Raw genomic sequence first — 25449 nt, 5'->3', positions numbered from 1 at the left:
TCCCACTGCGGAATGAAAAAAACGGCCCTTCTCGGATTTGGCAACCCGGTACGTAGCGACGATAGTGTCGGCTGCTACGTCATTGAACAACTCCAGCGAAGACTGCCAGCCAACCCGGACCTCATCATCCTGGATATGGGGACTTCCGCCTTCGAGGTCCTCTTTCAACTGCAGGGCAATGAGCGCATCCTCCTCGTCGACGGCGTCATCAACACCGGCGAGCCCGACGGTACCCTCTACCACCTGCCCGCCGCCGAGGTGGAAGCCGCCATCCAGGATGACCCCATGGTCTTCCTCCACAGCCTCAAGTGGGACCAGGCCCTGAGCTACGCTAAAAAAATCCTGCGGGACGACTACCCCGAGGACGTTGGCGTCTACCTCATTTCCATTACCAATACCAAGCTAAACCTTGGCATGAGCCCTGCGGTGTTGGCGGCGGCCGAACGCCTCGTTGGGATTATTGCCGACCGCCTCGGCCTTGCCGTTCAACCCGCCGTTGCACCTGCGGCAGCGCCCTAAAACTTCAACTGCCTTGGAAAAAATCTTTCACGAAGACCACCTCGCTGACGCGGCCAGCCTTGCGCCCTCCCTGGATGGCGACCAGGTGCAGCTCAAAAGCCAGCATCTGTGGCTCTCCGCCCAGGTGGCCGAAAACGCTTTTGGGGGCGAGCGCCAGGTTTACGCCGTTTACTACCCACAGCGCGGCGCACTGCTGCTCGCGCCCATGTCCGACACCGCCTTCAAGTCACTCCACGAATGCAGCCTGGTCATGCTCAAAGACCGGAATCTGGGAGGGGATAAGTCCCTCTCCCTCCAGGAAATCATCATTGACAATGAACTGGATGAGCATGACCGCCCCCTCGCATTTTCCGCCCGGCCCGGTTGGAAAATGCTCCAGGTTTTCCTGAAAACAAACGAATGATATGCCCGAAGTACCCGGTAAAAAGGAGGACCTCACCTTCCTGGCCCAGGAGGCTGACTGGCTCCGCAACAGCATCGTCACCCACCGCATTGACGAAAAAAGCGGCCGCTTTTGGGTAGTGATGCTCTATACCGACCCCGCCGACGCCCTCCGCAAACTCGTCCGCCCTATCACTGATTACCCCACCCGGGAGCGGGCCGAGTGGCACGCCAACCTTTTGCAACGACAAATCAGCGCCGACCCCCGGGATCCGCGCCCCAAGAATAGCTCCGATGCTGACGATTTATTCTCCAACTAAATACCACGCCGATCTGGCCGCCGTCATTGCCCGCGAAGAACGGCTGGGCGAACTCGTCCGGCTGGTGGATTACCTTGAGGAGCGGCCGGTGCCCAGCGCCCTCAACCTGGTGGTCCGCGACGACGCCATTCACCCCCTGCTTGATTGGTTCGATGTGCTGCCGCCCTACCTGCTGGCCGAAAAACTGCCCCTGACGCCCGCTTACCTGCTGGCCTTACTCTTCGCCCGCCTCAACAACTACGAACGGGTATACCACTACCTGGCCGACCTCGACCCCGCCCTCAACCACGAACTCGACGTCTACAACCGCCTCCAACACGGCCTGACCATTGACCCCGGCGACCTGGGCTCCAGCCTCGAACACTTTGACGAATACCGCCTGATGCACAATCACGCCGTCGTCCGCCACTACGGTGTCGAAAAAGCGGACCACGAACAGACCAAATACTTTTACCTGGAGGCCCTCGAACTGGCTCCCTCGCCAGAGTACCGCGCCTACACCGCCCGCCAGTTTGGGACCCTGCTCATGGACCTGGGAGAAGTGGCGGACGCCATCCGGGTACTCCAGGTAGGCCTGGCCAGTGCCGAAAGCCCCGAAGGCAAAACGGCCCTGCGCCACACCCTTTGCCAGGCCCGGATGCAGACCGTAGCGGAGCCCTTCGACCAGGCCTTGCTCACGACCTTGAAGGAAGATCTTTGGCAGGTGCTCCAGACCTACGAACGGCAAAACCGCCCCCTGGAAACCGCCCTGATCCTGCTGGACGCCGGCACGATCTGCCACTACGACAAAAGCTGGAGTGAAGGGCTCGGCTACCTCAGTCGCGCCATTGGCCTGCTGGAAGGACTGGAAGTGCCGGAGTTGCTGGCCGATGCATTCTTGCGCAAAGGGACCTTGCTCTTCAGTTGGGCCCAGAGCGGCAACCCGCAGTTTTACCGTAAAGCCGCCGAGGCCCTGCACCAGGCCGCCCGCACCTTTACCCGCGAGCGTTCGCCCCTGATTTACGCCGACATTCAGCAGCACTTGGGCTTGATCTACGCCGAAGTCCCCGACGAAGCGAAGAAGAAGGGGATGTGGGCAGCAGTCTCCAGTACCGCCTTCCAGGAAGCCATGACCATCCTGACCAAAGAAGCGCACCCCCAGCAGTATGCCACAGTGTGCAACCACTACGGCAATGCCCTGATCAAGTACCCCGCCGCCAAACTGACCGACAACGTTGAAAAAGCCCTCTACTTTTACCAGGAGGCGCTACAGTTGCGCCCGGCCGCAACCATGCCCCGGGAGCGCTCGCTGACCTTACTCAACTACCTCGAAGGGCAGTGGCAACTCGGGATGCCCGAAGATGCTTTCGACGCAGCGCGGGTGGCCGAAATGCAGGCCAAAGCCGAAGAAATCATCGCCATTTCCCCGGATCCGAGCCTGGTGGAAGAGGCGCGCAACCATTTGGATAAACTCGACCTGCTCAAGGCCGCCTACGCATAAGCACCATGCACGAAGTATCCCTGGTACGCAGCATCGCCGCTACGCTGGAAGAAGCCTTCTCGGCGGAGGAGTTGATGCGCCTGACCAACATCAAGCTCCGCGTCGGCCTCCTTTCCAACGTCGAGCCGGTGCTGCTGCAAAATGCCTTCGGGGCCGTGCAGGAGGGCGAAGGGAAGTTTGCTGGCGTGACGCTGGCCGTGGAACTGCTGCCCATCCTCGTCGAGTGCGAAATCTGCGGGCACCGGAGCCAGATCGACAACTATAAATTTGCCTGCGCCCACTGCTCGCGCCCCACCAGTAACGTCGTTCAGGGTAACGAATTACTCATCCATCAGGTCGAATTTTCCGACCCACTACCTACCTGATCACTTCTCCTCGCTGCGGAGTATCTTCACCGGGGAACCAAAAAAACAACTTATGGCCCATACGCAAAAATCCAACCGCATGGCCCGTGGCACCGTTAACTGCGACAACACCACCATGCACCTGCTCAAAGCCAATGACTTCATGGCCGAGCAAATCCGCAAACAGGTAGCGGCGCGGAATATTCTCCTCATTAACATGACGTCCAGCCCCGGTAGCGGCAAAACCTCACTCTTACAGGAGACGGCCCGCCGAATCGGCGATCGGCTGAAAATTAAAGTCCTGGTGGGCGACCTGGAAACGGAGCGCGACGCCGACCGCCTGCGGGAAGTGGGCCTCGATGCTCTCCAGATCGTCACCGGCGGCATCTGCCACCTGGAGGCCCAGATGGTCTGGCAGGCCATGGACAACCTGGACCTGGAAGGCACCGACGTGCTGATCGTCGAAAACGTTGGCAACCTCGTCTGCCCGGCGGCTTTCGACCTGGGCGAAGACTACCGCGTAACGCTGATTGCCACGACGGAAGGGGACGACAAACCCAAGAAATACCCCCGCATGTTCCTGACCTCCGAAATGATGGTGATCTCAAAATGCGACTTACTGCCTTACCTCCCTTTCTCGGTCGAGGCCGTCATCAAAGACGCCCGCGACATCAACCCCGACCTGGCCGTGCTAGAAGTCTCCAGCCTGAAAGGGGAGGGGATGGAGGAATGGTGCCAGTGGCTCATCGCCCGGGCCGCCGAGAAAAAAGCCAACGCCCTCACCACTGCTTGATGTGAAAACCTGGGAACTACACATCAGTGGACGCGTGCAAGGGGTGGGATTCCGCCCCACCGTATACCGCCTGGCCTGCGCCAGTGGGCTCGCTGGCGAGGTCAGCAACGGCCCGGCGGGGCTACGGGTGTACTTCAACGCCCCGGAGTTCCAGGCCCGCCAATTCCAGCACCACCTGCTGGCCAATCTCCCGCCCCGCGCCCTGGTAACGGCCCACACCCTACAAGCCACTGCCTGGCGAGAATTTCCCGATTTTTCCATTACCGACAGCACCGCTAAGGGAAAGCCCGATCTGCTGGTCGCCCCCGATTTTGCGATCTGTTCTGACTGCCGCGAAGAACTGCACCAGTCCCAGAACCGTCGCTTCCGCTACCCCTTCACTACCTGCACCAACTGCGGCCCGCGCTACGCGATCACTACGGCTTTGCCTTACGACCGGGAGCGGACGACCGTTGCTCCTTTTGCCATGTGCCCCAGCTGCCGGGCCGAGTACGCAGATCCCACCAATCGTCGCCACTTCAGCCAAACCAACTCCTGCCCGGACTGCGGCATCACCCTCACCTTACTCGGGCCCGGTGGGGCGCGGACGCAGGATGCCGTGTTGGTGGTGGGGGCGCGTCTTCTCCGGCAAGGCAGGATTGTGGCCGTAAAAGGCATTGCGGGCTATCTGCTCTGTTGCGATGCCCTTCACGCCCCCGCAGTGGAGGAACTGCGGCGCAGAAAGCAGCGGCCAGACAAACCCTTTGCCGTACTTTTTCCTGACTTGCCAGCAGTCCAGCCCTACGCCCGCGTATCCCCGCTGGCGGCGGCGGAGCTTTCGGGGCCCGCCGCACCCATCGTCCTGCTGCCCAAACACCTCGGCACGGCGGCCTTCCCGCCTTGCTCAGACTCCGCCTACGTGGGGGCGATGCTGCCCAGTAGTCCGCTCCTGACCCTCCTTTCGCATGATTTTGGCGGTCCGCTGGTGGCGACCAGCGCCAACCTTTCCGGCGAGCCCATTCTGACGGACGGGCAGGAAGACCAAGTCTTACAACTGGCCGATTTTGTTCTTACCCACGACCTGGCCATCGCACAGGCCCAGGACGACAGCCTCGTCCGCTTCACCGAAGACTTTGGCCAGCGGATTGTCCTGCGGCGGGGTAGGGGATTGGCCCCGGCTCTCGCTCCCCCCGCCGCGCAGCCTGTAGGCCCCGACTTGCTCGCCTGCGGAGCCGACCTGAAAAGCGCCGTAGCCCTGCGTGCCAATGGCCGCATTTTTGTCACCTCCTTCCTCGGCGACTTGGCGGACTTCGGCAGCCACCAACGCTTCAGTAGTACCCTGGTGCAGAGCCAGGCCTTGTTGGACGCCCGGCCCACGGCGGTGCTTACCGACTTACACCCCGCGTACTTCAGCCATGCGCTGGGGCAGGAATACGCCGAAAAACACGGCTTGAACCTCCACCGGGTCCAGCACCACGAGGCACACTTTGCCGCCTTGCTCGGGGAACACGACCTGCTCGATACCGCCCACGAAATCCTCGGCGTGGTATGGGACGGCACGGGCCTGGGCCACGATGGTCACGTCTGGGGCGGAGAGTTTTTCCGTTTTGATCAACGGGGTTTTCGGCGGGTGGCGCACCTGGCCTACGTTCCGCACCTGGGGGGCGACCAGATGTCCCGCGACCTTCGTTACGCCGCACTGGCCTTTGCTGGCCACTTACCCCCAGCAGAGGATGTTCTGCGGACGAAGTTGGGCACTTTGCCGTTCAACAATCTTTGGCACCTGCGGGCGCGCGCAAAACTGCGTACCTCCAGCGTGGGCCGTCTCTTTGATGCGGTAGCTTGTTTACTGGGGCTGATGGAGCAACAAACTTACGAAGGGCAAGCCGCTGCCCTGCTCGAACAGGCCGCGCGGGAGGGGCTGGCTCGGGAACCAAACCTCCTCCCGTATGACCAGCCGGAATTGTGGGAAAACTTACTGGCAGACCTCCCGTACCGTGCCCCAACGGTAATCGCAGCCCGCTTCCACCTTACGCTGGTGGACTGGGTAAAGGAAATCGCCGAAGCGCAGAAGGTCCGCGCCATTGGCTTCAGCGGGGGAGTATTTCAAAACGCCTTGCTGCTTGATTTACTCCGCGCAAGGCTGCCGGAATACCAGCTCTACTTTCATCAGCAACTATCGCCCAACGACGAGAACATCGCCTACGGCCAAATCATCCACTACGCGCTGACGCAGCGAACGCGCTGCGCAGCTGGGCAAAACCAAGAAAATTATGTGCTTAGCTATCCCGGGTAAAATCCAGTCCATCCGCCACGAATACGACGGGCGGATTAGAATGGCCAAAATCTCCTTTGGGGGCATCATCAAAGACGCCACCCTCGATATGGTGCCGACGGCCGAGGTGGGCGATTACGTCCTCGTCCACGTCGGCGTAGCCATTTCCATCGTCGACGAAGCCGAAGCCAAACGCGTTTTTGAGTATCTGGAGGCGATGGGGGAAACCGATGAATTGCGCGAGGGAGACTACCAAGTGCCTGGCCAGGTGGATGCCCCGCGCTCCGTCGGCAGCCAGGCTTTTCGCCCAAAATGAATTAAGATGAAATTTCTGACCGAATACCGCGACCCCACCGTTGCCGCCCGTTACCTGGAAGAAATCAAAAAGGCCGTAACGCGGCCCTGGACGATTATGGAAGTCTGCGGCGGACAGACCCATAGCCTGGTTAAAAACGGCATCCTCAACCTGCTGCCGAAGGAAATCAACATGGTCCACGGGCCAGGCTGCCCGGTTTGTGTGACGCCCGTCAGCCTGATCGATAAAGCGATTTACCTGGCGGAAGAAAAAGGCGTCATTCTCGGTTCCTTCGGGGATATGCTGCGGGTGCCGGGCTCGGGGAAAAGCCTGCTGGAAGCCAAAGCGGCCGGTGCCGACATCCGCATCCTCTACTCCCCATTGGAGGCCGTAAAGCTGGCCGAGCAACACCCCGACCGGGAGGTAGTCTTCTTCGCGGTCGGCTTCGAAACCACCGCTCCGGCCAATGCCCTCTCCGTACTCCACGCCGAAAAAATGGGCCTGAGCAATTACAGCATTCTGGCCAGCCACGTCCGGGTCCCCCCCGCCATCCGGGCGGTGATGGACGACCCCGAGAGCCGCATCGAGGCCTTCCTCGCCGCTGGCCACGTTTGTACGATCATGGGGACGGGCGAATACGGCCCGCTTGTGGAGGAGTACGGGATTCCGATGGTCGTCACGGGTTTCGAGCCCATCGATTTACTACAGGGCATTTTGATGACCGTCAAGCAACTGGAAGCGGGCGAAGCCAAACTGGAAAACCAGTACACCCGCATGGTGCGTCCCGCCGGCAACGCCAACGCGATGGACGCCATTTTCCAGGTATTTGAGATCACCGACCGCAGTTGGCGCGGCATGGGGGAAATTCCGGCCAGCGGCTACCGGGTCAGGGAACCCTACGCCGCCTACGACGCCACCCGCAAATTCATGGTCAACATCGCCGAAGCCCCCGAGAACCCCGAATGTATCTCCGGAGCCATCATGAAAGGCCTGGCCAAACCCCTGGATTGCCCCAATTTCGGGACCAAATGCAAGCCCGAAACCCCCCTCGGTGCACCAATGGTGAGTTCCGAAGGAGCCTGCGCAGCCTACTACAACTTCAGCGGATTACTAGCCGAAATGGACGCATGACGAAAATGAACCTACAGTGCCCCATGCCGAAGCTCGACTTCGACACCATCAACCTCGGCCACGGCAGCGGGGGGAAGCTGACCAATCAACTGCTGGACAGCGGCGTTTTTAGCGTGCTGAAAAACGACTTGCTCGATCAGCGCCACGACGGCGCGATCCTGGAGCTCAGCGGCAAAACAGCGTTTACCACGGACAGTTTTGTCATCTCTCCCGTCTTTTTTCCCGGGGGGGATATCGGTGAATTGGCCGTCAATGGCACGGTCAATGACCTGGCCATGTGCGGGGCCATCCCGCGCTACCTCAGCCTGGCTTTCATCCTTGAAGAGGGACTGCCGATGACGGAGTTTTGGGATATTCTGGTGAGCATCCGCAACGCCTGCGCCGCAGCGGGAGTAAGTGTGGTCACCGGCGATACCAAAGTGGTGGAACGCGGCAAAGGAGACAAAGTTTTTGTGAATACCACGGGCGTTGGTACCGTTCACCCAAAAGCGGAGATCGATATCCGGCGCATCATGCCGGGGGATAAAATCATCGTGAGCGGTCAATTGGCGGCCCACGGGATGGCCATCATGTCCGTACGCGAAGGCCTGGAGTTCGAGAGCCAGATCGTCAGCGACACCCAGCCCCTGAACCATTTGGTAAAAGACTTGCTCGACGAATTTGGCAACAACATCAAACTGCTGCGCGACCCGACGCGGGGTGGGGTAGGGACGGCGCTCAACGAAATGGCCCGCGACCGGGACCTGGGCGTACATCTGGAGCAGCGCGCCTTACCCATCGATCCTCAGGTGGCCGGGGCCTGTGAATTGCTGGGCCTCGATCCGCTTTACGTAGCCAATGAGGGCCTTTTTCTAGCGGTGGTTTCGGGCGCGGCCGCAGGTGCAATGGTCGGTGCAATGCAAAGGACGGACACCGGCCGCCACGCCCGCATCATCGGGGAATTCACGGATCAACACCCCAAAAAAGTGGTCATGACCTCCGGCATTGGCGGCCAGCGGATCGTCAATATGCTCATCGGGGAACAACTGCCAAGGATATGCTAGATACACCCGCCCGCGCCAACGCCCGGGATCAGCCCATGGCCCGTGCCATTCCCGGGCAATCCCGCGTTTTTCTGGGGGATGCGCATAATCCGCTGCTCGCGCCCCGGGGCGTTCACCTGGTCGGCGGACGCTTGTTCGTTGCCGATACGGGCCAAAACCGGGTATTCATCTGGAATACGGTCCCCACGACGCTGCACCAGGCCCCGGACATCGTTTTAGGCCAAGTTGAAAAGGGAGACACCGACCGGAACGCCGGCGGCAAAGTGAGCGGCAGTACGCTGATATACCCCTCTGGCCTCTGGAGTGACGGCTCCCGGCTGGTGGTCTGCGATGCCTGGAACCACCGGGTGCTGATTTGGAATACCCTGCCTACCGAGGATGGACAGCCAGCGGACCTCGTCCTCGGCCAGCCCGATTTTTTGGGTAATGCGCCCAACGTTAGCGGCATCGGCAGCACCCCTTCCGCCCAAAGCCTCAACTGGCCCTACGGCGTTGACTCCGACGGAGAGCGGCTCTTCGTCGCCGATACGGGCAACCGCCGCGTGCTCGTCTTCGATCCCTTCCCAACGGAAAGTTTCGCCGCCGCCCGGGGCGTCATTGGCAAGGCCGACTTTGCCGACCGGGACTACGACCACCAGCAAGCGATCTGGCCCTACTCCGTCAAGGTAGGCCCCGACGGCGAGCTGGCCATCACCGATACCCAGTACTACCGCGTGTTGTACTATGCTTCCTGGTCCTCCGCCCTGCACCTGCGTACGCGCCCCATCGTCATTGGCCAGGAAAACTTGGAAGCGAACGGGCAAAACCAGTTCCGCTGGTTCCCCGAGGCCAATACCCTCAACTGGTGCTACGATACGGCTTTTCACGCCGGGGGCCTGCTGGTGGCCGATACGGGTAATAGCCGGGTGCTGCACTTTTCCCATCTGCCCACGGCCAACAATCCCGCCGCCGACGCGCTGCTCGGCCAGGCTTCTTTTAACGTCGGCATTGAAAACCGGAATAGCATTAAGGCAAGCCCCGAGAGCATGTACTGGCCCTTTCACCTCGCCATTGAAGAGGGTCTTCTGGCCGTTGCCGATACTGGAAATCATCGCATCATCCTTCACAAATTCGCGTAATACCGATGGAAGAACTCACCATTTTTTTGGCAGCATTAATTGGTTTCACCCACGCTTTTGAAGCGGATCATCTCGTGGCCGTAAGCAGCCTCGTTACGCGCCGCGACCGGATAGATATGGCCATGAAGGATGGCGCGTTTTGGGGTCTCGGCCACACTTCCACCATTCTGTTAATCGGGATGGTGGTAATTCTGGGGCGGGCGGCCATCCCCGATTCCGTTTTTGGCTACCTGGAAGGGGTAGTGGGGCTGATGCTGATTTTGCTGGGCCTGGGCCGGCTCTACAGCGCCTACCAGAACCGCGCACGACTGGCGGCGCTGGTCGATCACTCACACTCCCACGGCCTGGCTTACGGAGTGGGTTTGGTCCACGGTTTAGCGGGTTCAGGAGCGCTGATCCTGATCGTTTTGGCCCAAGTGGAGGGCATCTGGAACGGACTGCTGTACCTGCTGGTTTTCGGACTGGGTTCCGTGGTAGGGATGTTGCTGGCCGCCGGGGCTTTGAGCCTGCCGTTTTCGCGTAAGGTGCTGCAACGGCCCGCCCTGCAGTATGGCCTGGTGATTGCCTCGGGCCTGCTGTGCGTGGGTTACGGCGGCTTCGTACTTTTCGAAAACCTGGCGTGATGGAGGAAGGGCAAAAGACCTTGCTGGAAGCGTTGGCGGCGCGGAAAATTCCCGTCCTGCGGGTCGAGGGGAAAATGCTCTTCCTGGCGCAGAATTACCAGGTGGAAATCGAAGGCCCGGCGCTGTTCAAGCTCAGTGAGGATGGCTACGTGGTGGGTCCCTTTGACGCGGCGGAGGAACTGGCGGATTTTGTGGCGGAGGATTTGGGGGGGCGAGGTTTGCTGTGAGTTATTTTAGATGCACAAGATTATATCCACACTCAACCCACTTCAAAGCACAGCCTTCCACCAGCCGCTCACCGTACTTTTCGATAACTCAACACCGCCAGCCCGTTGAAGACTAGCGCCAAAATCGCCGTTATTCGGAAATTCCAGGCGACGTCCGCCAGGCCGCTACCCTTCAGTAGGACCTTGCGCATCACCGCTACGAAGTGGGCAATGGGATTGGGAATGGTCAGCATTTGTGCCCATTCCGGCATGCTTTCAATCGGAGTGAAGAGCCCACTCATCAGGATGAAAACCATCACGAAGAAAAAAGCTACCAGCATCGCCTGTTGCTGGGTATCGACCAGGTTGGAAATGAACAGCCCGATGCCCAGCACGGCGACCAGGTTAAGCAGGCAGTAGAGAAAGACTACGCCCAGGTTGCCGACCATGGGCACGTCGAAGATGAGCTTGCCAGTCGTGAGGCCTACCGTCAGTAATAGCATACCGATAAAAACGAAAGGAATCATCTTCCCCAGAATGAATTGCCAACTCCGGATGGGCGTCACGTTAATCTGCTCAATGGTGCCGATTTCACGCTCCCGTACGGTGTTCATCGCGGAGAGGAGAATAACCAAAATAATGACCAGCTCCCCCAGAATGCCCGGGACCATGAAATGCTTGTAATTCAGCTCGGGATTGTACCAATTGGCCGCACTAATCGCAATTTGGGGAGCCTTGAACTGCCTGCCCGGAGGGACTTCTAGCCGAATGTCTTGGTTGAAATCCCGGATGATCGCATTAAGGTACCCCGCCCCAACCGTGGCGGCCTGACCATTGATGGCATTCACCAGCAGTTGTAATTTTACTGGCCAACCCTTCAGGAAGTTCTGCTCAAAGGCGGGTGGTATGTTCAGTACAATGTCCGCCGTACCCGCCAACAGGTCTTCGTCGGCAAGCCTGGTGGCTGGAGGCGCACCGATGAGCGTAAACCGTTCCGAAGCAGTGATTTGCCCAATGAGCTGGCGGGAAAGCTGGGAGTGGTCAAGGTCGGTAATGCTGATGTTTACGTTCTTCACTTCGTTATCGGCCGCAAACGACAACAGGATCAACTGGATGATGGGCAGCACCGTCATCAACGGCAACATCGCTTTGTTGCCCAGGATTTGGATAAACTCTTTCTGAACGATGTACAACAATCGGCGCATGGTGGCTTTTTTGAGGTCTGTTAGCAGTGGTTCGACGCTTACGATTACTTCGTTCTTATTTTAAAATTGAACCAGCTCAACGACAGTAATACTACGGTCATAGTGGCCAATACAAGCGTAGGAAACCACAGGTATTGCATTCCCAAGCCCTTGAGCATCACACCCTTGAGCAACTCAATGAAATAGGTTGCGGGAATAACACCCGACACCTTTTGCAACATCCACGGCATACTCGTAATCGGGAAAATGAACCCCGAGAGGAGCATGGAAGGCATCAGCAGCGAGAAGAGCGAACCCATCATCGCCGCCTGCTGCGAGCTGGCTTTGGTCGAAATCAGGATACCCAGCGAAAGCGCGGTGAGCACGTAGAGCAGACAAAAACCCGTTAGCAGCCAGAAACTGCCCAGTACGGGCACGTCGAAGACGAAATAGCCCAGCAAGAGAATCAACAAAGCATTACTCATGGAAAGCAAGACGTAAGGGGTTACTTTCCCAAGAATGATGGTGAGGGGTGAAAGTGGGCTCACCAGAAGTAAATCCATCGTCCCCATCTCTTTTTCCTTGGCGATCGTCAGGCTAGTCATCATTGCAGAAATCAGCAGCAGGATGATGGCCACTACGCCCGGAATGAAATTATAGGCGCTGATCAATTCCGGGTTGTACATCAATTGCATTTCCACGCCAACTTGGTAATTCTCCGGCCCACCGGCGTGGCGTTGCTGAAAATTGCCCACGATCTGGGACCCGTAGTTGAGTAGGGTAGTGGCGTAGTTAGGATCCGACCCATCGGCCAGAAACTGTAGGGTAGTTTGTTTACGGCGGAAGAAATCGGATTCGAAGTCCGGCGGAATAAAGACGCCCAGTTTTACCTCGCCAGCGCGGAAGAGGGCGTCCAGTTCGTCGGCCGTTGCGGGCTGGTCAACGAGCTTGAAATACCCGGAGGACACCAGCTCGTGCACGAGCTCGCGGCTCAGTTCGTCGCGGGCGTTATCGATCACGGCAACCGGGGCATCGCGAAACTCGTTGGTTACGGCGTAGCCAAAAATAAGTACCTGCGCAATGGGCATTCCGAACAGGATCACCAGGGTGCGCGTATCCCGGAGGATGTGGTAAAACTCTTTACGGACGAAGGCTAGGTAGGATTGCATTTTAGTCTGTTTTGCCGTTGGTTTGTTCGGCTTTTAGCGGCCATTTGTTTTTCGGGGCGCGTACGCAGGTGCAAAATATCAGGCTTCAAGAAGCAAGGTTTGTCTGCCCGTCGTCAGCGGACCAAGCGCAGAAATACTTCGCCCATTGAATTGGCCTGGTACTGCTGTTTCAGTTCGCCGGGAGTGCCAAGGGCCGCAATTTTGCCAGCGACCATGATGGAGATGCGGTCGCAGTACTCGGCTTCGTCCATGTAGTGGGTAGTGACGAAGATGGTCCTCCCTCCAGCCGCTGCGGCGTAAATCATTTCCCAGAACTGCCGCCGCGTAGCCGGGTCAACGCCGCCCGTTGGCTCATCGAGGAAGACAATATCGGGGTCGTGAACGCTGGCCACGGCGAAGGACAAGCGCTGTTTCCACCCCAGGGGTAAGCTCCCGACCTTGTCGTTGGCGTTGGCCTGCAATTCGACCTCATCAAGAATGCGGGCAGTTTGGCTCCTGATCGTTTTACGGCTGAGGCCATACACGCCGCCGTAGAAATTGATGTTCTGCCGCACCGAGAGATCTTCGTAAAGACTAAATTTCTGGCTCATGTATCCGATTCTTTCCTTGATCTTTTCGCTTTGGGTTGTCAGGTCAAAGCCCGCTACCGTAGTAGACCCCCCGGAGGGTTTACTGAGCCCGATGAGCATCTTGATGGCCGTAGTCTTGCCAGCGCCGTTGGCCCCGAGAAAGCCGAAGACCTCCCCCCTTTTTACGGCAAAAGAAATAGCGTCCACGGCAGTGAAATTGCCGAAGGTCTTGGTGAGATTGGTGGCTGTGATGACGTTCATATTTGGCTGGTTCAATGGTTGATTTGACTTGCTGACTTCTACATCAGCGCAAGGAATACATCTTCGATGCTCGCTTTGGCGGGTTCGACGACGATGTTGCCATGTCCACCGCTTTGGGCGTAAGCGACGATGCTTTCCCTGTCAGTGCCCGTGTGGGTGGTCAGGTGAATGAACTCACCGAAAACCTCCGCCCGCTCGGTGAAGGAGGCTTGCCGTAAGTCCAGCAGTAATTGGTAATAGTTATCAGCCCGCACGGCCCAGAGCGGTTGGTTGAAAGCGTTGACTACGTTGGCGGGCGTATCCAGGGCCAGGATTTTTCCGGTCTGCAGCAGTGCTACACGTTCGCAGCGCGCGGCTTCATCCATGTAAGGCGTTGAAACGAGAATGGTAATGCCAGCTTTTTTTAGCTCGCCCAGCATCACCCAGAATTCATCCCGGCTGACGGCATCTACACCCGTGGTCGGCTCATCGAGGAACAAAACTTTGGGTTGGTGGATGAGGGCGCAACAGAGCGCCAGTTTCTGCTTCATTCCGCCCGATAAGGCACCAGCTCTCCGCTTGCTGAATGGCTCAATTTGCTCGTAGATCGGTCGGATGAGTTCGTAGTTGGCTTTTACCTTCGTGCCGAAGATGGTAGCGAAGAAGTTGAGGTTTTCAGCAACGGATAAATCGGGGTACAGCGAGAATCTGCCGGGCATGTAACCGATGTGGCGACGGATGGTGGCGAAGTCTTTGTTTACGTCCCAGCCAGCGACGCTCGCCCGGCCAGTGTCGGGGATCAACAAGGTTGTCAGTATTTTGAACAACGTGGATTTGCCAGCCCCGTCGGGTCCCAGCAGGCCGAAGCGTTCCCCGGGCTGCACCGTGAAAGTCAGCGCGTCAAGGGCCAGCGTTGCCCCGTAACTTTTGCTGATGTTTTCGATTTCAATTCCGTTCATTGCTCCGCTGTTTTTCCCCTGCACCTGCGTCCGCGCCACCAAAGTTGACCTCAGCGGGCATCCCAAGTTTCAGCCGACCATCCGGATTGGCAACGGCCACTTTGAGGGCGTAAACCAGGTTGGTCCGTTCCTCCTTGGTCTGAATGGTTTTGGGCGTAAATTCCGCCCGCTCGGATATCCAGGAAATGGTACCTGGCAAGGTATCGTAGCCCGTTTCACCGGCATCAATCAGTACGGTCACCCGCTGGCCAAGCCGTGCGCGTTGGAGCTGTACGCTACCGGCGTAGGCCCGCAAGGTCAACGTGTCCATATCAGCGATGCGGTAGAGCGGAGAGCCAATCCCGACGATCTCATCAGCCTCCGCCAGTTTGGTCAGTACCGTTCCCCTGACCGGATTACGCACGTAGGCCTTGGCGATCTGCTCAGCAACCAAGTCCAGCTGCGCCCGTACGGGGGCGCGGCCAGCCAGCAAACCCCGGTTGGCCTCGTTGGTCCGCGAGCGCGCCGCTACGATCTGCTGGTTGATTACCTCGATTTGCCCGTTTAGTTCGTCGAGTTGTTTGGGTGTAGCAGCCTTGGCGTCGACGAGTCTTTTGGTCCGGTCGCGCTCCCGGATGAGGTTGCTTTTCTGGTCTTCGTACACGGCAATATCGGCATCAGGCGAGCGGACCTGCGACCCGAAAGTCCCGAGTTGCGCCTCCAGTTGCTGCCGCTGCAAATGCAGTTGCGTGGTGTCGACCAATCCTACGATCTGGCCGGGCCGGAGCTCTTGTCCTTCCGCTAGGTTAAATTGCAGCAAGCGACCGCTTGCTTCCGCGCCGATGGTCGTCGTCGTCGCCTCAAAGTTTCCGTAGGCGTCTGAGCGGATGGCTTCTTCCGCGCAGCCGCTTACGGCCAGAGACAGGAAAAAAAGCACTGGATATTTCATAACAAAAAAATTGCGATAATGATAAGCGGTGGGTTTTGATCAGAAGCCGCCCCGTTCGTTCAGGAAGTTGAGTTGCAGTTCAATCAGCTGCATTTCATCTACACGCAGGGTTTGTCGGGCGCGGAGTTCCACGTTAACCTGGTTGAGGTAATCGGTGGCCGTAATGACGCCGTTATCGAGCTGTGCGGCGAGCTGGGTAAGGATATTTGCCTGTAATTCCACGATCTTCCGATCGTTGAGCAGGCGCTGCTGAAGTCGTCGGACGTCAGCTAGGTATGCCTCGTTTTCAGCGTTGAGGTTGAAGAGAAAGGTTTCTCTTTGCCGGTCAACTAAGGCGGACCGCAGTTGCAGTAGTTGCCGTTGCTGGTCGGCCTTACCCCAGTCTTTGAATTTCCACTGGAAATTGACGCCGCCGAGCGCGTACGGAGAGATTTCCGTGTCGAATAAATTCACTGGATTGGGAACGCCTACGCCCGCTTGAATGAAAGCGGAGACCATCGGCTTGGTATCGGCTTCGATCAGCGCTTCGTTGGCCAGGATTGCCGCACGCTGCCGCTGGAAAAGCTGAAGTTCAGGGCGGTCGACCTCAGGAATCGATAAAGGATACGGAAGGGTAGGGAGGCGGAGTTTTACTTCCGCTGGCAGTGGCTGGCCGGTGAGGGTAGCTAGGTTGGCGAGCAGGCGGAGGATGTTGCCATTGATGTCGTCGCGGTCGGCGGTGATTTCTACTTCCCGCACGCTAAGTTGCAGCAGTTCACTTTCTAGAACGACGCCCAGTTCAACTCCCGATTTTATTGCGGCTTTACGCGCGGCGATATCGGCCAGCGTAGTCTCATACAAAGCCACCCGTTCGCGGCTGAGTAAGACACCGAGGAAAAGCTGGTTAATCCTTTTGCGGAGGCTGAATTTCTCGACTTCAAGTTGCTGGTTGCTGAGTTGTCCTTCGGCAGCTTTTATGCTTTTGCGGGCCGCCAGTCGGCCGCCATCGTAAAGCGTATGGTTCACCTCACCGTAGGCGCGGGCGTTGTACAACGGCAGGTCGAGGCTTATGGGCAAGTTGCTGGCCTCGCCAAAGCTGGTGGTCTCTGACTGTAGCGAGGCCGCACCTTTTAAATACAATTCAGGTTTGCGCTCCAGGTCAAGCAGGTCGAGGTCGGCGCGAAGGATTTGGTCGTTCAGTCCGGCGTTGCGCAGGTTCGGATAGTTGCTCTCCAGCAGGGCGTAAGCCTGCGTCAGCGAAAGTTCTTGGGCGCGGACGCAGGTGCTGAGTAACAGACTGAGGAGCAAGGTGAAGGCCATCAGCAATATGGTTCCGTAAAAAGCCTGGTCCTTTATGGTTCTCATTGGTTAAGCAGTTTTATGGTTATCGTCAGTGATGGTGGGGCCACTTTAACCAGGGACCGGCTAAAAACAGGTCTGCTCATCGAAGCCAAGTTGGTCAAACCCAGTGGCTCCTTTGGCATTCCAATGAAGTTGGTGTCCATCGCCCCATTATTATTCAAGTCTTGATACACCATGATGGCATATTCCCCTGGCACTATGCCAGTAAAGGTCATGGATGCCCGGTTGTGATAGTCCGTGGTACTTATCCGGTAAGCAGCCTTATCATGGTCACGGGGAAAACCCTCGCTTGTGCGGTACATCAGGGCAATAAGTTGCCCTTTACCCGCTGCTTTTATATCGGCCAGCTCAACGTGTACCGTAGCCTGGGAAAAAGCAATACCAGGTAAAAACAGGCAACCCAAGAAGCAGGAAAATTGGAAAAGATTCATATCAGGCATTAATTGTAGTAGTGGACGCCGCGCTGACTGAGTTGTTTTTTTAGTTCCTGGCGAGCGGTGAATACCCGGCTTTTGGCCGTACCTATCGGCACGCCGGTCAGGAGGGCAATCTCCTGGTATTTCATGCCCTGGCAAAACAACTGGAAGGCCCGTCGATAAATGGATGGCAATGCTTCAATCAGGCCCATAATTTCCTCTGCGCCCAAGCTGCTTTCCGCCTGGTTATACGTGATCCGGTCACCCGTCCAGAATTCGAGCGATTTGGCTTTGTCGAGCAACTCTTTTCGGCGCTTTTTCTTGCGGTAGTCCGTGATGAAGGTGTTGCGGATGATGGTTTTTACCCACGCAGAGAAGTTCGAACCAGCCTCAAATTGGTCCCGGTACTTCAGGATCAGGAAGATGGTATCCTGTAACAAGTCTTCGGCCGCGTCACGGTCCGCCGTGAGCTGTAGTGCGAGCGCCCGAAACTCCGGGAGGTGCTCTTGCCCCATTTGTTTTAGTTCTTGTACGGTCAGCATACTCACCGAACGACACAGCTAAATAAATGGTTCAACTGTTTGGTTAATCCTTTTGATGAAATTTGCAATGCCCTGCTGAAACCCGGGCGCAGCGGGCGGAACGGTAGTGCCGCTGGCAAAAGCAACTAACTTTTAGTGGTAGGCCGTCTAATGAGCCAAGCCGTAGCCGGAGCAGGTTATCGCCAAAGGGGTCATGGGCTGGGAGGGGCTCAACTTGGACGAACCCTTAATTAAGGCACCAATCCCGCCCTTAGAAACCGCAGTACCTCCTCCGTGCGTTGCGCTAACACCTCATCGAACAGCGCTCCGGGCAGTTCTGCTACCCGCGATACCATTGGCCGGGCGATGAACGGGAAGACGATGAGGGACATGACGTGCAGCAGCAGGTGGACGGGCTGGATGTTCCGCAGTTTACCAGCTGCGCATTCTTCGGTGACTTGCTGAAAAAAAGCGAGCATCACGGGTTGGGTACGGCTGTTAATGGCGATGTCGGCGACGAATTTTCCCTGGTTTTGCGAGAGTTCGTGCATGACGAACAGCGGTAGATGGGGCCGCTTCAGCAAGAGGGCCGTGTAATTACTTACTAGATCTTCTAGTTTATCCAGTACACTTTTATCGGAACTGAGGCTGCGCATCAGCATCGGCGATATTTCGTTGATGGCCTCGGAAAGGATTACTTGAAACAACTTTTCCTTACTCCTGAAGTAGTAATGCAGCATCGCTTTATTGATGCCTGCCTCGTCAGCAACTTCCTGCATGCGCGTGCCAGCAAAGCCTTTCTCCATAAATATCTTCTCCGCCGCGCGAAGAATGTTTTCTTCTGCGGAAGTCTGCTTGTCGCTCATGTTGTCTACGCTTTGATCAGTTAAACGGAGAAGTCAACCAAATGGTTGGAATTTGGGTTGGCACGGTGCTACATCACTTGCCAAGGAACGTGTTTTTTGCGCCAGTCCCCTAATACCCCGCCGAACCCCGCTTCTCAAACGGTGGCCGCTTCGGCGTTTGCACCGGATTGGCCTGCAACGCCTTCATGATTTCCTCGATGGCCCGTTCCAGTTGGGGGTCTTTGCCGGCCATCACATCGGCGGGGTTTTGCTCCACTTCGATGTCGGGCGCAACGCCTTCGTTTTCTACCCGGTAGCCATTTTCGTCCCAGAAGGCGACGTTGGGCGCAGTGACGGAGCCGCCGTCGATAAACTCTGGATAGCCAAGGACGCCAACCAGCCCGCCCCAGGTCCGTTTGCCGATGATGGGCCCGAGTTCGTTCTTTCGCCAAAGGTAGGGGAAGAGGTCGCCGCCGGAGCCCGCCGTTTCATCCACCAGCAGCACTTTCGGTCCCTGAATGGAGGCCAATGGCGCGTGCTGGTCTTTACCGTAGCGGTAGGTCCAGCTATTCTGGTAGGGGCGCATCAGGTGCTGAATGTAGTAATCGGCAATCTGCCCGCCGCCGTTGAAGCGCTCGTCTACGATGATGGCTTTTTTATTGACCTGCGGGAAAAAGTAACGCTTGAAGTACTCGAAGCCGCCGCCACCGGTGTTGGGAACGTACACGTAGGCCGCCTGCCCGTTGGTCGCCTCATCCACTTTTTTGATGTTGCCTTCCACCCAGTCGCGGTTGCGCAGGCCGTACTCGTTGCTGATGGGCGTGACCATCACCGTACGCGCACCGCTGCCGTCGGCGTTGGGGCCGACTTTCAGCTCCACGAGCCGGTCGGCTTTGGCTTCGAAGAAACGGTAGAGGTTGTCGGTGGCCACCACTTCTTCACCGTCCACGGCCAGCAGGTATTCTCCCGTTTTTACGTTGACACCGGGCTCGGTGAGCGGACTGCGCAGGTCGCCGTTCCAGTTCAGGCCACCGTAAATCTTGGCGATGCGGTAGCGCCCGTTGGCCGTTTCATAATCGGCTCCCAGCAGACCACCACCCACCGTAGGCGGATCGTTCAACTCGGTACCCCGGCTGCCAAAGCGGTGGTGGCCGACGCCCAGTTCCGAACCCATCCATTCCATGACGCGGTAGAGGTCGGGGCGGGTTTTTACCTCCGGCAAAAAGACTTCGTACTTCTTTTTCATCGCGGCCCAGTCCACGCCGTGCATGCCGGGGTCGTAGAAGTAATCCCGGTTGACGCGCCACATTTCGTAAAAGATGTTTTTCCACTCGGCCACCGGGTCAATCTTCACTTTCAGGCCGTAGGCATCCTGGGCTTTGAGGTCTTTGGCCGCTGGATCGCCGATGTCGGTAACCCCCCAGCTGTTGTTGGTGCCCACGAAAAGTTTCTCGCCGTTGCTCGTAACTTCAAACCAGTTGGCGGAAAGGAGTTCCTTGTCTTCACGGTCCTTGAGGGAGTAGCGGTGGATCTTAGCCCCCTCATCGGTGCGGGAGAGGTAGAGCAATTCCCCTTCTTTGGCCGCTGCCAGGTTGGAGAAATCCCCTTGGCCGATGGGCAGGTGCACAATCCGCGTTTCCAGGCCGTCGAAGTCTATACGCACGGCTTTTACGGCTTCCTTCTTCTCGGCCTCGGCCTCGTCTTTTTTCGTTTCCTCCTGCTTTATCTCTTCCAGGTCATTGCGGTGGATGAGCGGGTTGACCACTTCCTTCTGCAGGGTTACGAGGTAAATGCCGTTGGTAGCGCGCATATCGTTACTCGATTGCTGGAACCAGTTGAGGACGGGCCCGGCATCGGTGGAGGCTGCGAGGTAAAGGTATTTTCCGGAGGGATCGAAAGTCGGCTCCGTTACGTTGGCCAGCGGATCGGACACGGCCCGCGTGTTGCCATTGGAAAGGTTATAAACGTAGGCCCGCTCAAAGTTGGTCTCCGTGATTTTGGAGTAGGCCAGCCAGTTGCCATCGGCCGACCAGGAACCGAACAAATCCCGGTAGTCTCCCGGTGAATAGTGGGTATCCTGGTCTACTTTGCTCACTTTCCCGGAGGCCACGTCGAGGACGTAAAGGTTGCGGCCATTGTCCACGAAAGCTATCCTTTTGCTGTCGGGAGACCAGTGTGGAAAGGCGTAGAAGCCCGTACCGTTGAGGGCAACGGGCCGCGCTTTTTTCGTTGCGTTGTCGTACAGGTGCAGCGCGTATTCCCCGGAAGCGTCGGAAAAGTACGCGATGGTCTTGCCATCGGGGCTCCAGCGGGGATGGGTTTCGTGGACGCCGGGCGTATTGCTCAGGTTCATGACGTCGCCGTTCTCCGTTGGGGCGGTAACGACCTCGCCCCGGAAGTCAAAGACGAGTCGCTTGCCGGAAGGGGAGGCTCCGGCGCTGCGGACGTTCTCGCTGCCCGAGATCCAGTAGGGCCGCACGTCGAGGATGTCGGCCTGGACGTCAACGTTGATGCGTGCGTGCTGACCCGTCGCGGGGTCCAACTCGTGGAGATAGCCCGCCTGCTCAAAGACGATTTTTCCAGCACCCGCGCTCAGGCTAATAACGGGGAAGTCGGTGAACTGGGTGAGTTGCTTTACGGCTTTGGTCGCCGGGTCGTATTCGAAGAGGTTGAATTCCTTGTTGCGGTCGCTGCGGAAGTAGACTTTTCCGTTGACCCACTGGGGTTGGGTGTCGTTGCTGCCGCCGGTGGGCTTGGGGATTTCCACGACGGATTTATCGGCCAGGTTCATTACCCAGATGCGGGAAATGGTGCCACCCCGGTAGTTCTTCCACATCGAGAAGCGATCGCCGAGCGGCGTGTAGGCGAGGTATTTGCCATCTGCGGAGTAGGCAGCGTGATTGATGGTCGGGATGTCGAGCGGTGTCGCTGCGCCGCCACCTAGGCCGATGGTGAAGGCATGGTTGAAGCGATTGGTGAAGGCCTCCCGCTGGGAAGAAAACAGGATGTTTTTGCCGTCGGGGGTGAAGTCCCGGACAACGTCATCGGACGGGTGCCAGGTCAATCGCTGGGGAATGCCGCCAGCAGCGGGAACGGTGTAAACATCGAAGTTCCCGTCGTACTGGGCGGTGAAAGCGATCGTTTTGCCGTCTGGACTGAACACGGGCGCGCCTTCTCTTCCTTCATCGATGGTAAGGCGGCGGGGAGCGGAACCGTCGCGGTTGGCAATCCAAAGGTCGCCAGCGTAGGTGAAAGCCAGGTGATCGGCGCTGATGGCCGGACTGGAAAGCAAGCGCGTTTGCGCATCAGCAACTAAGCTGCCAAGGAGGAAAGCAGCAACAAAAAGCAAACGAATGGGCATGATGGAATCTTGGTTTGGGTGCGGGTAAGATAAGGAGGAACCCGCACGAAAATAAATGTCTGTCCAAAGTCGCTTTCCGAGCGGCCGCAGCGGCCCAGGGATTTTACTGCCCATCCCTATAGATTTTGTTGCTTTTGCATCCTGCGGAGGCCCGAGCATTACCTACCTTGTGGCCTCTAACGAAAGAACACCCCGCGAAACACGGAAAAGCAATCCTTTGGCGCAAAAACGCCAAGCGTGCCGAGGCGGGGCTTGCAGGTTCGCCCCAAAGTTGATAGACATGGAAGAGACACCCGAAAAAGCAGCGTACACCTTAGGGATTGACTTCGGCACCGACTCCGTCCGGGCCCTCATCGTAGCTGTTGCCGACGGGGCGGAGCTGGCCGTAGGCGTCAGTTATTACCCGCGCTGGCAGCGGGAGGAATACTGTTTGCCCGCCGAGAACCAGTTCCGGCAGCATCCGCTCGACTATACCGAAAGTATGGTGGCGGCGGTGCGGGAAGCACTGGCGGCGGCTCCGGCGTCCGTGGCCGGGCAGATCATGGGCATTGCCGTAGACACCACCGGCTCAACCCCCGTGGCCGTCGATGCCTCCGGCACCCCCCTGGCCCTCCTGCCAGCCTTCGCCGAAAACCCCAACGCCATGTTCGTGCTCTGGAAAGACCACACGGCGATCCAGGAGGCCGAAGAAATCAACGCCCTCTGCCGAAAGTGGCCGACGGATTACACCCAGTACGAAGGCGGCATTTACAGCTCGGAATGGTTCTGGGCCAAGTTGCTGCACGTCACCCGCGCCGACGCCGGGGTAGCGGCTGCGGCCCACTCCTGGGTAGAACACTGCGACTGGATTCCCTTTTTGCTCAGCGGGGGCAAGGACGTGGGCAGCATGAAACGCAGCCGCTGCGCCGCTGGTCACAAAGCCCTCTGGCATCCCGACTGGGGTGGCCTGCCGCCGGAGGAATTCCTGGTGGCCCTGGACCCTCTGCTGGCGGGTCTGCGCGACCGCCTTTTTGAAGCAACCTATACTTCCGACGAAGTAGCTGGCCACCTTTCCGCCGAGTGGGCGGAAAAGCTGAGCCTCGCGGCGGGCATCCCCATCGTCGTCGGTGCCTTCGATGCCCACATGGGGGCCGTCGGCGGGCAGATCGAGCCCTTCCACCTCTCCAAAGTCATGGGCACTTCGACCTGTGACATGCTGGTTGTACCGGCTGATCACGTAGGGGCGCGGACGCAGGTGCAGGGGATCTGCGGGCAGGTGGATGGTTCCGTCATCCCCGGGATGATGGGCATGGAAGCGGGGCAAAGCGCCTTTGGCGACGTCTACGCCTGGTTCGCCCGCCTCATCAGCTGGCCCCTGGAGAACATCCTGGCCAAAGACGAAAGCCTGACCCCCGAACTCCGCGAACAACTCATCCAGAACGTGCGCGCCGCCGTCATCCCCGAACTAAGCAAAGCCGCCGCCGCGCTGCCGCCGGGCGGAGAAGTCATTGCCATCGACTGGTTCAACGGCCGGCGGACACCCGACGCCGACCAACGCCTCAAAGGCGCCATCGCTGGCCTTAACCTGGGGGCCGACGCCCCCCGCGTTTTTCGCGCCCTCGTGGAAGCCACTTGCTACGGGGCACGCGCCATCGTGGAACGCTTCGTCGCCGAGGGCATTCCCGTCGCGGGCATCATCGGCCTGGGCGGCGTAGCGAAAAAGTCGCCCTTCATCATGCAGACGATGGCCAACGTTCTCAACCGGCCCATCCGGATTGCGACCTCCGAACAGACCTGCGCGCTGGGGGCCGCCATGTTCGCCGCCGTGGGGGCGGGGCTTTATCCCGATATCCCCGCCGCAGTGGCTGCCATGGCCGGGGGATTCGACGCGGAATACCATCCCCAGGCCGACCGCGTTGCGGGCTACGACCAAGGCTACGCCCGCTATCGGCAGTTGGGCGAAGCAGCGGAGCAACTCGCTCATTAGTCCAACAAACTCCCCCCTTCGGGGGGTCGGGGGGGAGCACCTGCGTCCGCGCCCCATTCTGTTACCTATCCTAACGCCAATGGCTACTCCCACAGCAGCCAAGAAATAGCAAAAATTCAACATGAATACTTCCAAGAAAAGCATCTGGTTCCTTACGGGCAGCCAACACCTTTATGGTCCGGAGACCCTCCAGCAAGTTGCCGAAAACAGCCGCAAAGTGGCCGACTCACTGAGTGAAAACCCGGAGATCCCGACGGCGGTCCGCTGGCAGCCCGTGCTGACGGGTTCCGACGAGATTTACCAGACCATCCGCGCCGCGGAAATGGACGACGACTGCGTGGGCATCATCTGCTGGATGCACACTTTTTCGCCCGCCAAAATGTGGATACGGGGCCTGCAGGTGCTCACCAAACCGATGTGCCACCTCCACACCCAGTTTTTCGAAAACATCCCCTACGCGCAGATCAATATGGACTATATGAACCTGCACCAGAGCGCCCACGGCGGTCGGGAGTTCGGCCATATTTGTACCAAACTGGGGCTGGATCGTAAGGTCATTGTGGGCCATTGGGCGCGGCCGCAGGTGCAAAGTAAGGTGGGAAGCTGGGCCCGCGTAGCCCTCGGCCGGGCCAGTGAACGCCAAATGAAAGTGGCCCGTTTTGGCGACAACATGCGCAAGGTGGCGGTGACGGACGGCGATAAAGTAGCCGCCCAGATGGCCTTCGGCTACGAGGTAGATGGCTACGGGGTAGGGGACCTGGTGGAACGCATCAACGCCGTCTCCGAAAGCCGCGTCAAAACCCTTCTGGAAGAATACGCAGAAACGTATACCCTGGCCGCCAACGTGCAGCCGGGGGGAGACCGCCGGGGCAACCTGCTCGTCAGCGCCCGCAACGAACTGGGCATCGGCGATTTCCTCCGCGAAGGCGGCTACACGGCCTTCACCGATACCTTCGAAGACCTGCACGGCTTGCCGCAACTCCCCGGCCTGGCCGTACAACGCCTGATGGCCCAGGGCTACGGCTTCGGCGGGGAGGGCGACTGGAAAACGGCCGCGCTCGTCCGCACCATGAAGGTGATGGGCGAAGGCCTCGCCGGTGGCAACAGTTTTATGGAAGACTATACCTACCACTTCGAGCCCGGCAACCAGCGGGTGCTGGGGTCCCATATGCTGGAGATCTGCCCGAGCATTGCTGCGGATAAGCCCCGCCTGGAGTGCCACCCCCTGGGCATCGGTGGCAAGGCCGATCCCTGCCGATTGGTCTTCACCGGCGGCGCAGGTCCTGCCCTCAATGCGTCCGTCGTGGATATGGGCGACCGCTTCCGACTGGTCCTCAACACCGTCACCGCCCACCCGCCGGCGGCCGATTTGCCCAAGCTGCCCGTCGCCCGCGTCCTCTGGGAAACCCACCCCGACATGGAAACGGGCGTTGCCGCCTGGAT

Annotated in this window: 25 protein-coding genes; 15 read left to right on the top strand and 10 right to left on the bottom strand. The window is 58.5% G+C overall.

Annotation, left to right across the window (positions count from 1 at the left end; all coding sequences use genetic code 11):
* The first annotated feature begins 12 nt into the window (after positions 1–12).
* Genes H9S92_RS13095 through H9S92_RS13035 form a run of 13 tightly spaced genes read left to right on the top strand, consistent with a single transcriptional unit; the run spans position 13 to position 10528 of the window.
* Positions 13–519 (top strand): hydrogenase maturation protease, encoded by a 507-nt coding sequence (locus H9S92_RS13095; RefSeq protein WP_187467160.1) that lies wholly within the window; start codon positions 13–15, stop codon positions 517–519.
* 13 nt (positions 520–532) lie between these two features.
* On the top strand, positions 533–922 hold the full coding sequence (locus tag H9S92_RS13090) for a hypothetical protein (protein ID WP_187467159.1): 390 nt from the start codon (positions 533–535) through the stop codon (positions 920–922).
* Position 923: 1 nt separating this feature from the next.
* Positions 924–1220, top strand: a complete 297-nt coding sequence (locus H9S92_RS13085; protein ID WP_187467158.1) for a hypothetical protein — start codon at positions 924–926, stop codon at positions 1218–1220.
* Complete coding sequence (locus H9S92_RS13080) at positions 1195–2700, top strand: tetratricopeptide repeat protein (RefSeq protein ID WP_187467157.1); 1506 nt, start codon at positions 1195–1197, stop codon at positions 2698–2700. The genes H9S92_RS13085 and H9S92_RS13080 overlap by 26 nt, the downstream gene beginning before the upstream one ends.
* A 5-nt stretch (positions 2701–2705) precedes the next feature.
* Entirely contained in the window at positions 2706–3065 is a 360-nt protein-coding gene (locus H9S92_RS13075; protein ID WP_187467156.1) for a hydrogenase maturation nickel metallochaperone HypA/HybF, read from the top strand.
* Between the two features lie 52 nt (positions 3066–3117).
* Positions 3118–3837 (top strand): hydrogenase nickel incorporation protein HypB, encoded by a 720-nt coding sequence (gene hypB, locus H9S92_RS13070; RefSeq protein WP_187467155.1) that lies wholly within the window; start codon positions 3118–3120, stop codon positions 3835–3837.
* A gap of 1 nt (position 3838) precedes the next feature.
* Entirely contained in the window at positions 3839–6112 is a 2274-nt protein-coding gene (hypF, locus tag H9S92_RS13065; RefSeq protein ID WP_187467154.1) for a carbamoyltransferase HypF, read from the top strand.
* On the top strand, positions 6090–6407 hold the full coding sequence (locus H9S92_RS13060) for a HypC/HybG/HupF family hydrogenase formation chaperone (RefSeq protein WP_187467153.1): 318 nt from the start codon (positions 6090–6092) through the stop codon (positions 6405–6407). Before hypF ends, H9S92_RS13060 begins: the two co-directional genes overlap by 23 nt.
* A gap of 6 nt (positions 6408–6413) precedes the next feature.
* The gene (hypD, locus tag H9S92_RS13055; protein ID WP_187467152.1) at positions 6414–7517 is read left to right on the top strand and encodes a hydrogenase formation protein HypD; all 1104 of its coding nucleotides are present in this window, start codon (positions 6414–6416) and stop codon (positions 7515–7517) included.
* Positions 7518–7540: 23 nt separating this feature from the next.
* Entirely contained in the window at positions 7541–8560 is a 1020-nt protein-coding gene (gene hypE / locus H9S92_RS13050) for a hydrogenase expression/formation protein HypE (protein ID WP_187467151.1), read from the top strand.
* Entirely contained in the window at positions 8554–9678 is a 1125-nt protein-coding gene (locus tag H9S92_RS13045; RefSeq protein WP_222936095.1) for an NHL repeat-containing protein, read from the top strand. The genes hypE and H9S92_RS13045 overlap by 7 nt, the downstream gene beginning before the upstream one ends.
* Before the next feature lie 5 nt (positions 9679–9683).
* Complete coding sequence (locus H9S92_RS13040; protein WP_187467150.1) at positions 9684–10301, top strand: urease accessory protein; 618 nt, start codon at positions 9684–9686, stop codon at positions 10299–10301.
* Positions 10301–10528, top strand: a complete 228-nt coding sequence (locus H9S92_RS13035) for a hypothetical protein (protein WP_187467149.1) — start codon at positions 10301–10303, stop codon at positions 10526–10528. Before H9S92_RS13040 ends, H9S92_RS13035 begins: the two co-directional genes overlap by 1 nt.
* 68 nt (positions 10529–10596) lie before the next feature.
* Here the strand turns inward: H9S92_RS13035 and H9S92_RS13030 are convergent, their stop codons facing one another.
* The 10 genes from H9S92_RS13030 to H9S92_RS12985 all read right to left on the bottom strand — a co-directional run bounded on the left by H9S92_RS13030 (position 10597) and on the right by H9S92_RS12985 (position 22040).
* Positions 10597–11712 (bottom strand): ABC transporter permease, encoded by a 1116-nt coding sequence (locus H9S92_RS13030; protein ID WP_187467148.1) that lies wholly within the window; start codon positions 11710–11712, stop codon positions 10597–10599.
* A 44-nt stretch (positions 11713–11756) separates the two neighbouring features.
* Complete coding sequence (locus tag H9S92_RS13025; protein ID WP_187467147.1) at positions 11757–12860, bottom strand: ABC transporter permease; 1104 nt, start codon at positions 12858–12860, stop codon at positions 11757–11759.
* Positions 12861–12973: 113 nt separating this feature from the next.
* Positions 12974–13690, bottom strand: coding sequence for an ABC transporter ATP-binding protein (locus tag H9S92_RS13020; RefSeq protein ID WP_187467146.1), 717 nt, complete (start codon positions 13688–13690; stop codon positions 12974–12976).
* Between the two features lie 38 nt (positions 13691–13728).
* Positions 13729–14628: an ABC transporter ATP-binding protein gene (locus H9S92_RS13015; protein ID WP_187467145.1), complete on the bottom strand. Its 900-nt coding sequence runs from the start codon at positions 14626–14628 to the stop codon at positions 13729–13731.
* Positions 14615–15556, bottom strand: a complete 942-nt coding sequence (locus H9S92_RS13010; RefSeq protein WP_187467144.1) for an HlyD family secretion protein — start codon at positions 15554–15556, stop codon at positions 14615–14617. The genes H9S92_RS13015 and H9S92_RS13010 overlap by 14 nt, the downstream gene beginning before the upstream one ends.
* A gap of 39 nt (positions 15557–15595) precedes the next feature.
* Positions 15596–16900 carry a TolC family protein gene (locus H9S92_RS13005; RefSeq protein ID WP_187467143.1) on the bottom strand — a complete coding sequence of 435 codons (1305 nt, stop codon included), beginning with the start codon at positions 16898–16900 and terminating at the stop codon, positions 15596–15598.
* Positions 16897–17328, bottom strand: a complete 432-nt coding sequence (locus H9S92_RS13000; RefSeq protein ID WP_187467142.1) for a DUF2141 domain-containing protein — start codon at positions 17326–17328, stop codon at positions 16897–16899. The genes H9S92_RS13005 and H9S92_RS13000 overlap by 4 nt, the downstream gene beginning before the upstream one ends.
* Before the next feature lie 8 nt (positions 17329–17336).
* Complete coding sequence (locus H9S92_RS12995; RefSeq protein WP_187467141.1) at positions 17337–17855, bottom strand: RNA polymerase sigma factor; 519 nt, start codon at positions 17853–17855, stop codon at positions 17337–17339.
* A gap of 230 nt (positions 17856–18085) precedes the next feature.
* Positions 18086–18700, bottom strand: coding sequence for a TetR/AcrR family transcriptional regulator (locus H9S92_RS12990; RefSeq protein WP_187467140.1), 615 nt, complete (start codon positions 18698–18700; stop codon positions 18086–18088).
* Positions 18701–18809: 109 nt separating this feature from the next.
* A complete protein-coding gene (locus tag H9S92_RS12985) occupies positions 18810–22040 on the bottom strand; it encodes a S41 family peptidase (protein ID WP_222936094.1) in 3231 nt (1076 codons plus the stop codon).
* A 280-nt stretch (positions 22041–22320) separates the two neighbouring features.
* Between H9S92_RS12985 and H9S92_RS12980 the strand changes: the two genes are divergently transcribed.
* Positions 22321–24006, top strand: a complete 1686-nt coding sequence (locus H9S92_RS12980; protein WP_187467139.1) for a ribulokinase — start codon at positions 22321–22323, stop codon at positions 24004–24006.
* Between the two features lie 121 nt (positions 24007–24127).
* Positions 24128–25449 (top strand): L-arabinose isomerase (gene araA / locus H9S92_RS12975; RefSeq protein ID WP_187467138.1); only part of this gene is annotated, 1322 nt, incomplete at its 3' end.

This window comes from Neolewinella lacunae, from assembly GCF_014349155.1.
Taxonomy (GTDB): domain Bacteria; phylum Bacteroidota; class Bacteroidia; order Chitinophagales; family Saprospiraceae; genus Neolewinella; species Neolewinella lacunae.
The sequence above is the reverse complement of the archived record's forward strand: the minus strand, read 5'-3'. Positions and strand labels throughout refer to the sequence as shown.

What these genes read in the sequence shown, in the direction of transcription:
- H9S92_RS13075 (WP_187467156.1), top strand. Translation starts at nt 2,706, where the DNA reads ATGCACGAAGTATCCCTGGTACGCAGCATCGCCGCTACGCTGGAAGAA.
- H9S92_RS13010 (WP_187467144.1), bottom strand. Translation starts at nt 15,556, where the DNA reads ATGAAATATCCAGTGCTTTTTTTCCTGTCTCTGGCCGTAAGCGGCTGC.
- H9S92_RS13000 (WP_187467142.1), bottom strand. Translation starts at nt 17,328, where the DNA reads ATGAATCTTTTCCAATTTTCCTGCTTCTTGGGTTGCCTGTTTTTACCT.
- H9S92_RS13045 (WP_222936095.1), top strand. Translation starts at nt 8,554, where the DNA reads ATGCTAGATACACCCGCCCGCGCCAACGCCCGGGATCAGCCCATGGCC.
- H9S92_RS13095 (WP_187467160.1), top strand. Translation starts at nt 13, where the DNA reads ATGAAAAAAACGGCCCTTCTCGGATTTGGCAACCCGGTACGTAGCGAC.
- H9S92_RS13060 (WP_187467153.1), top strand. Translation starts at nt 6,090, where the DNA reads ATGTGCTTAGCTATCCCGGGTAAAATCCAGTCCATCCGCCACGAATAC.
- H9S92_RS13030 (WP_187467148.1), bottom strand. Translation starts at nt 11,712, where the DNA reads ATGCGCCGATTGTTGTACATCGTTCAGAAAGAGTTTATCCAAATCCTG.
- H9S92_RS13035 (WP_187467149.1), top strand. Translation starts at nt 10,301, where the DNA reads ATGGAGGAAGGGCAAAAGACCTTGCTGGAAGCGTTGGCGGCGCGGAAA.
- H9S92_RS13005 (WP_187467143.1), bottom strand. Translation starts at nt 16,900, where the DNA reads ATGAGAACCATAAAGGACCAGGCTTTTTACGGAACCATATTGCTGATG.
- H9S92_RS12990 (WP_187467140.1), bottom strand. Translation starts at nt 18,700, where the DNA reads ATGAGCGACAAGCAGACTTCCGCAGAAGAAAACATTCTTCGCGCGGCG.
- hypB (WP_187467155.1), top strand. Translation starts at nt 3,118, where the DNA reads ATGGCCCATACGCAAAAATCCAACCGCATGGCCCGTGGCACCGTTAAC.
- H9S92_RS13080 (WP_187467157.1), top strand. Translation starts at nt 1,195, where the DNA reads ATGCTGACGATTTATTCTCCAACTAAATACCACGCCGATCTGGCCGCC.
- H9S92_RS13015 (WP_187467145.1), bottom strand. Translation starts at nt 14,628, where the DNA reads ATGAACGGAATTGAAATCGAAAACATCAGCAAAAGTTACGGGGCAACG.
- H9S92_RS12985 (WP_222936094.1), bottom strand. Translation starts at nt 22,040, where the DNA reads ATGCCCATTCGTTTGCTTTTTGTTGCTGCTTTCCTCCTTGGCAGCTTA.
- H9S92_RS13040 (WP_187467150.1), top strand. Translation starts at nt 9,684, where the DNA reads ATGGAAGAACTCACCATTTTTTTGGCAGCATTAATTGGTTTCACCCAC.
- hypE (WP_187467151.1), top strand. Translation starts at nt 7,541, where the DNA reads ATGCCGAAGCTCGACTTCGACACCATCAACCTCGGCCACGGCAGCGGG.
- H9S92_RS12980 (WP_187467139.1), top strand. Translation starts at nt 22,321, where the DNA reads ATGGAAGAGACACCCGAAAAAGCAGCGTACACCTTAGGGATTGACTTC.
- H9S92_RS13020 (WP_187467146.1), bottom strand. Translation starts at nt 13,690, where the DNA reads ATGAACGTCATCACAGCCACCAATCTCACCAAGACCTTCGGCAATTTC.
- hypD (WP_187467152.1), top strand. Translation starts at nt 6,414, where the DNA reads ATGAAATTTCTGACCGAATACCGCGACCCCACCGTTGCCGCCCGTTAC.
- H9S92_RS13085 (WP_187467158.1), top strand. Translation starts at nt 924, where the DNA reads ATGCCCGAAGTACCCGGTAAAAAGGAGGACCTCACCTTCCTGGCCCAG.
- H9S92_RS12995 (WP_187467141.1), bottom strand. Translation starts at nt 17,855, where the DNA reads ATGCTGACCGTACAAGAACTAAAACAAATGGGGCAAGAGCACCTCCCG.
- H9S92_RS13025 (WP_187467147.1), bottom strand. Translation starts at nt 12,860, where the DNA reads ATGCAATCCTACCTAGCCTTCGTCCGTAAAGAGTTTTACCACATCCTC.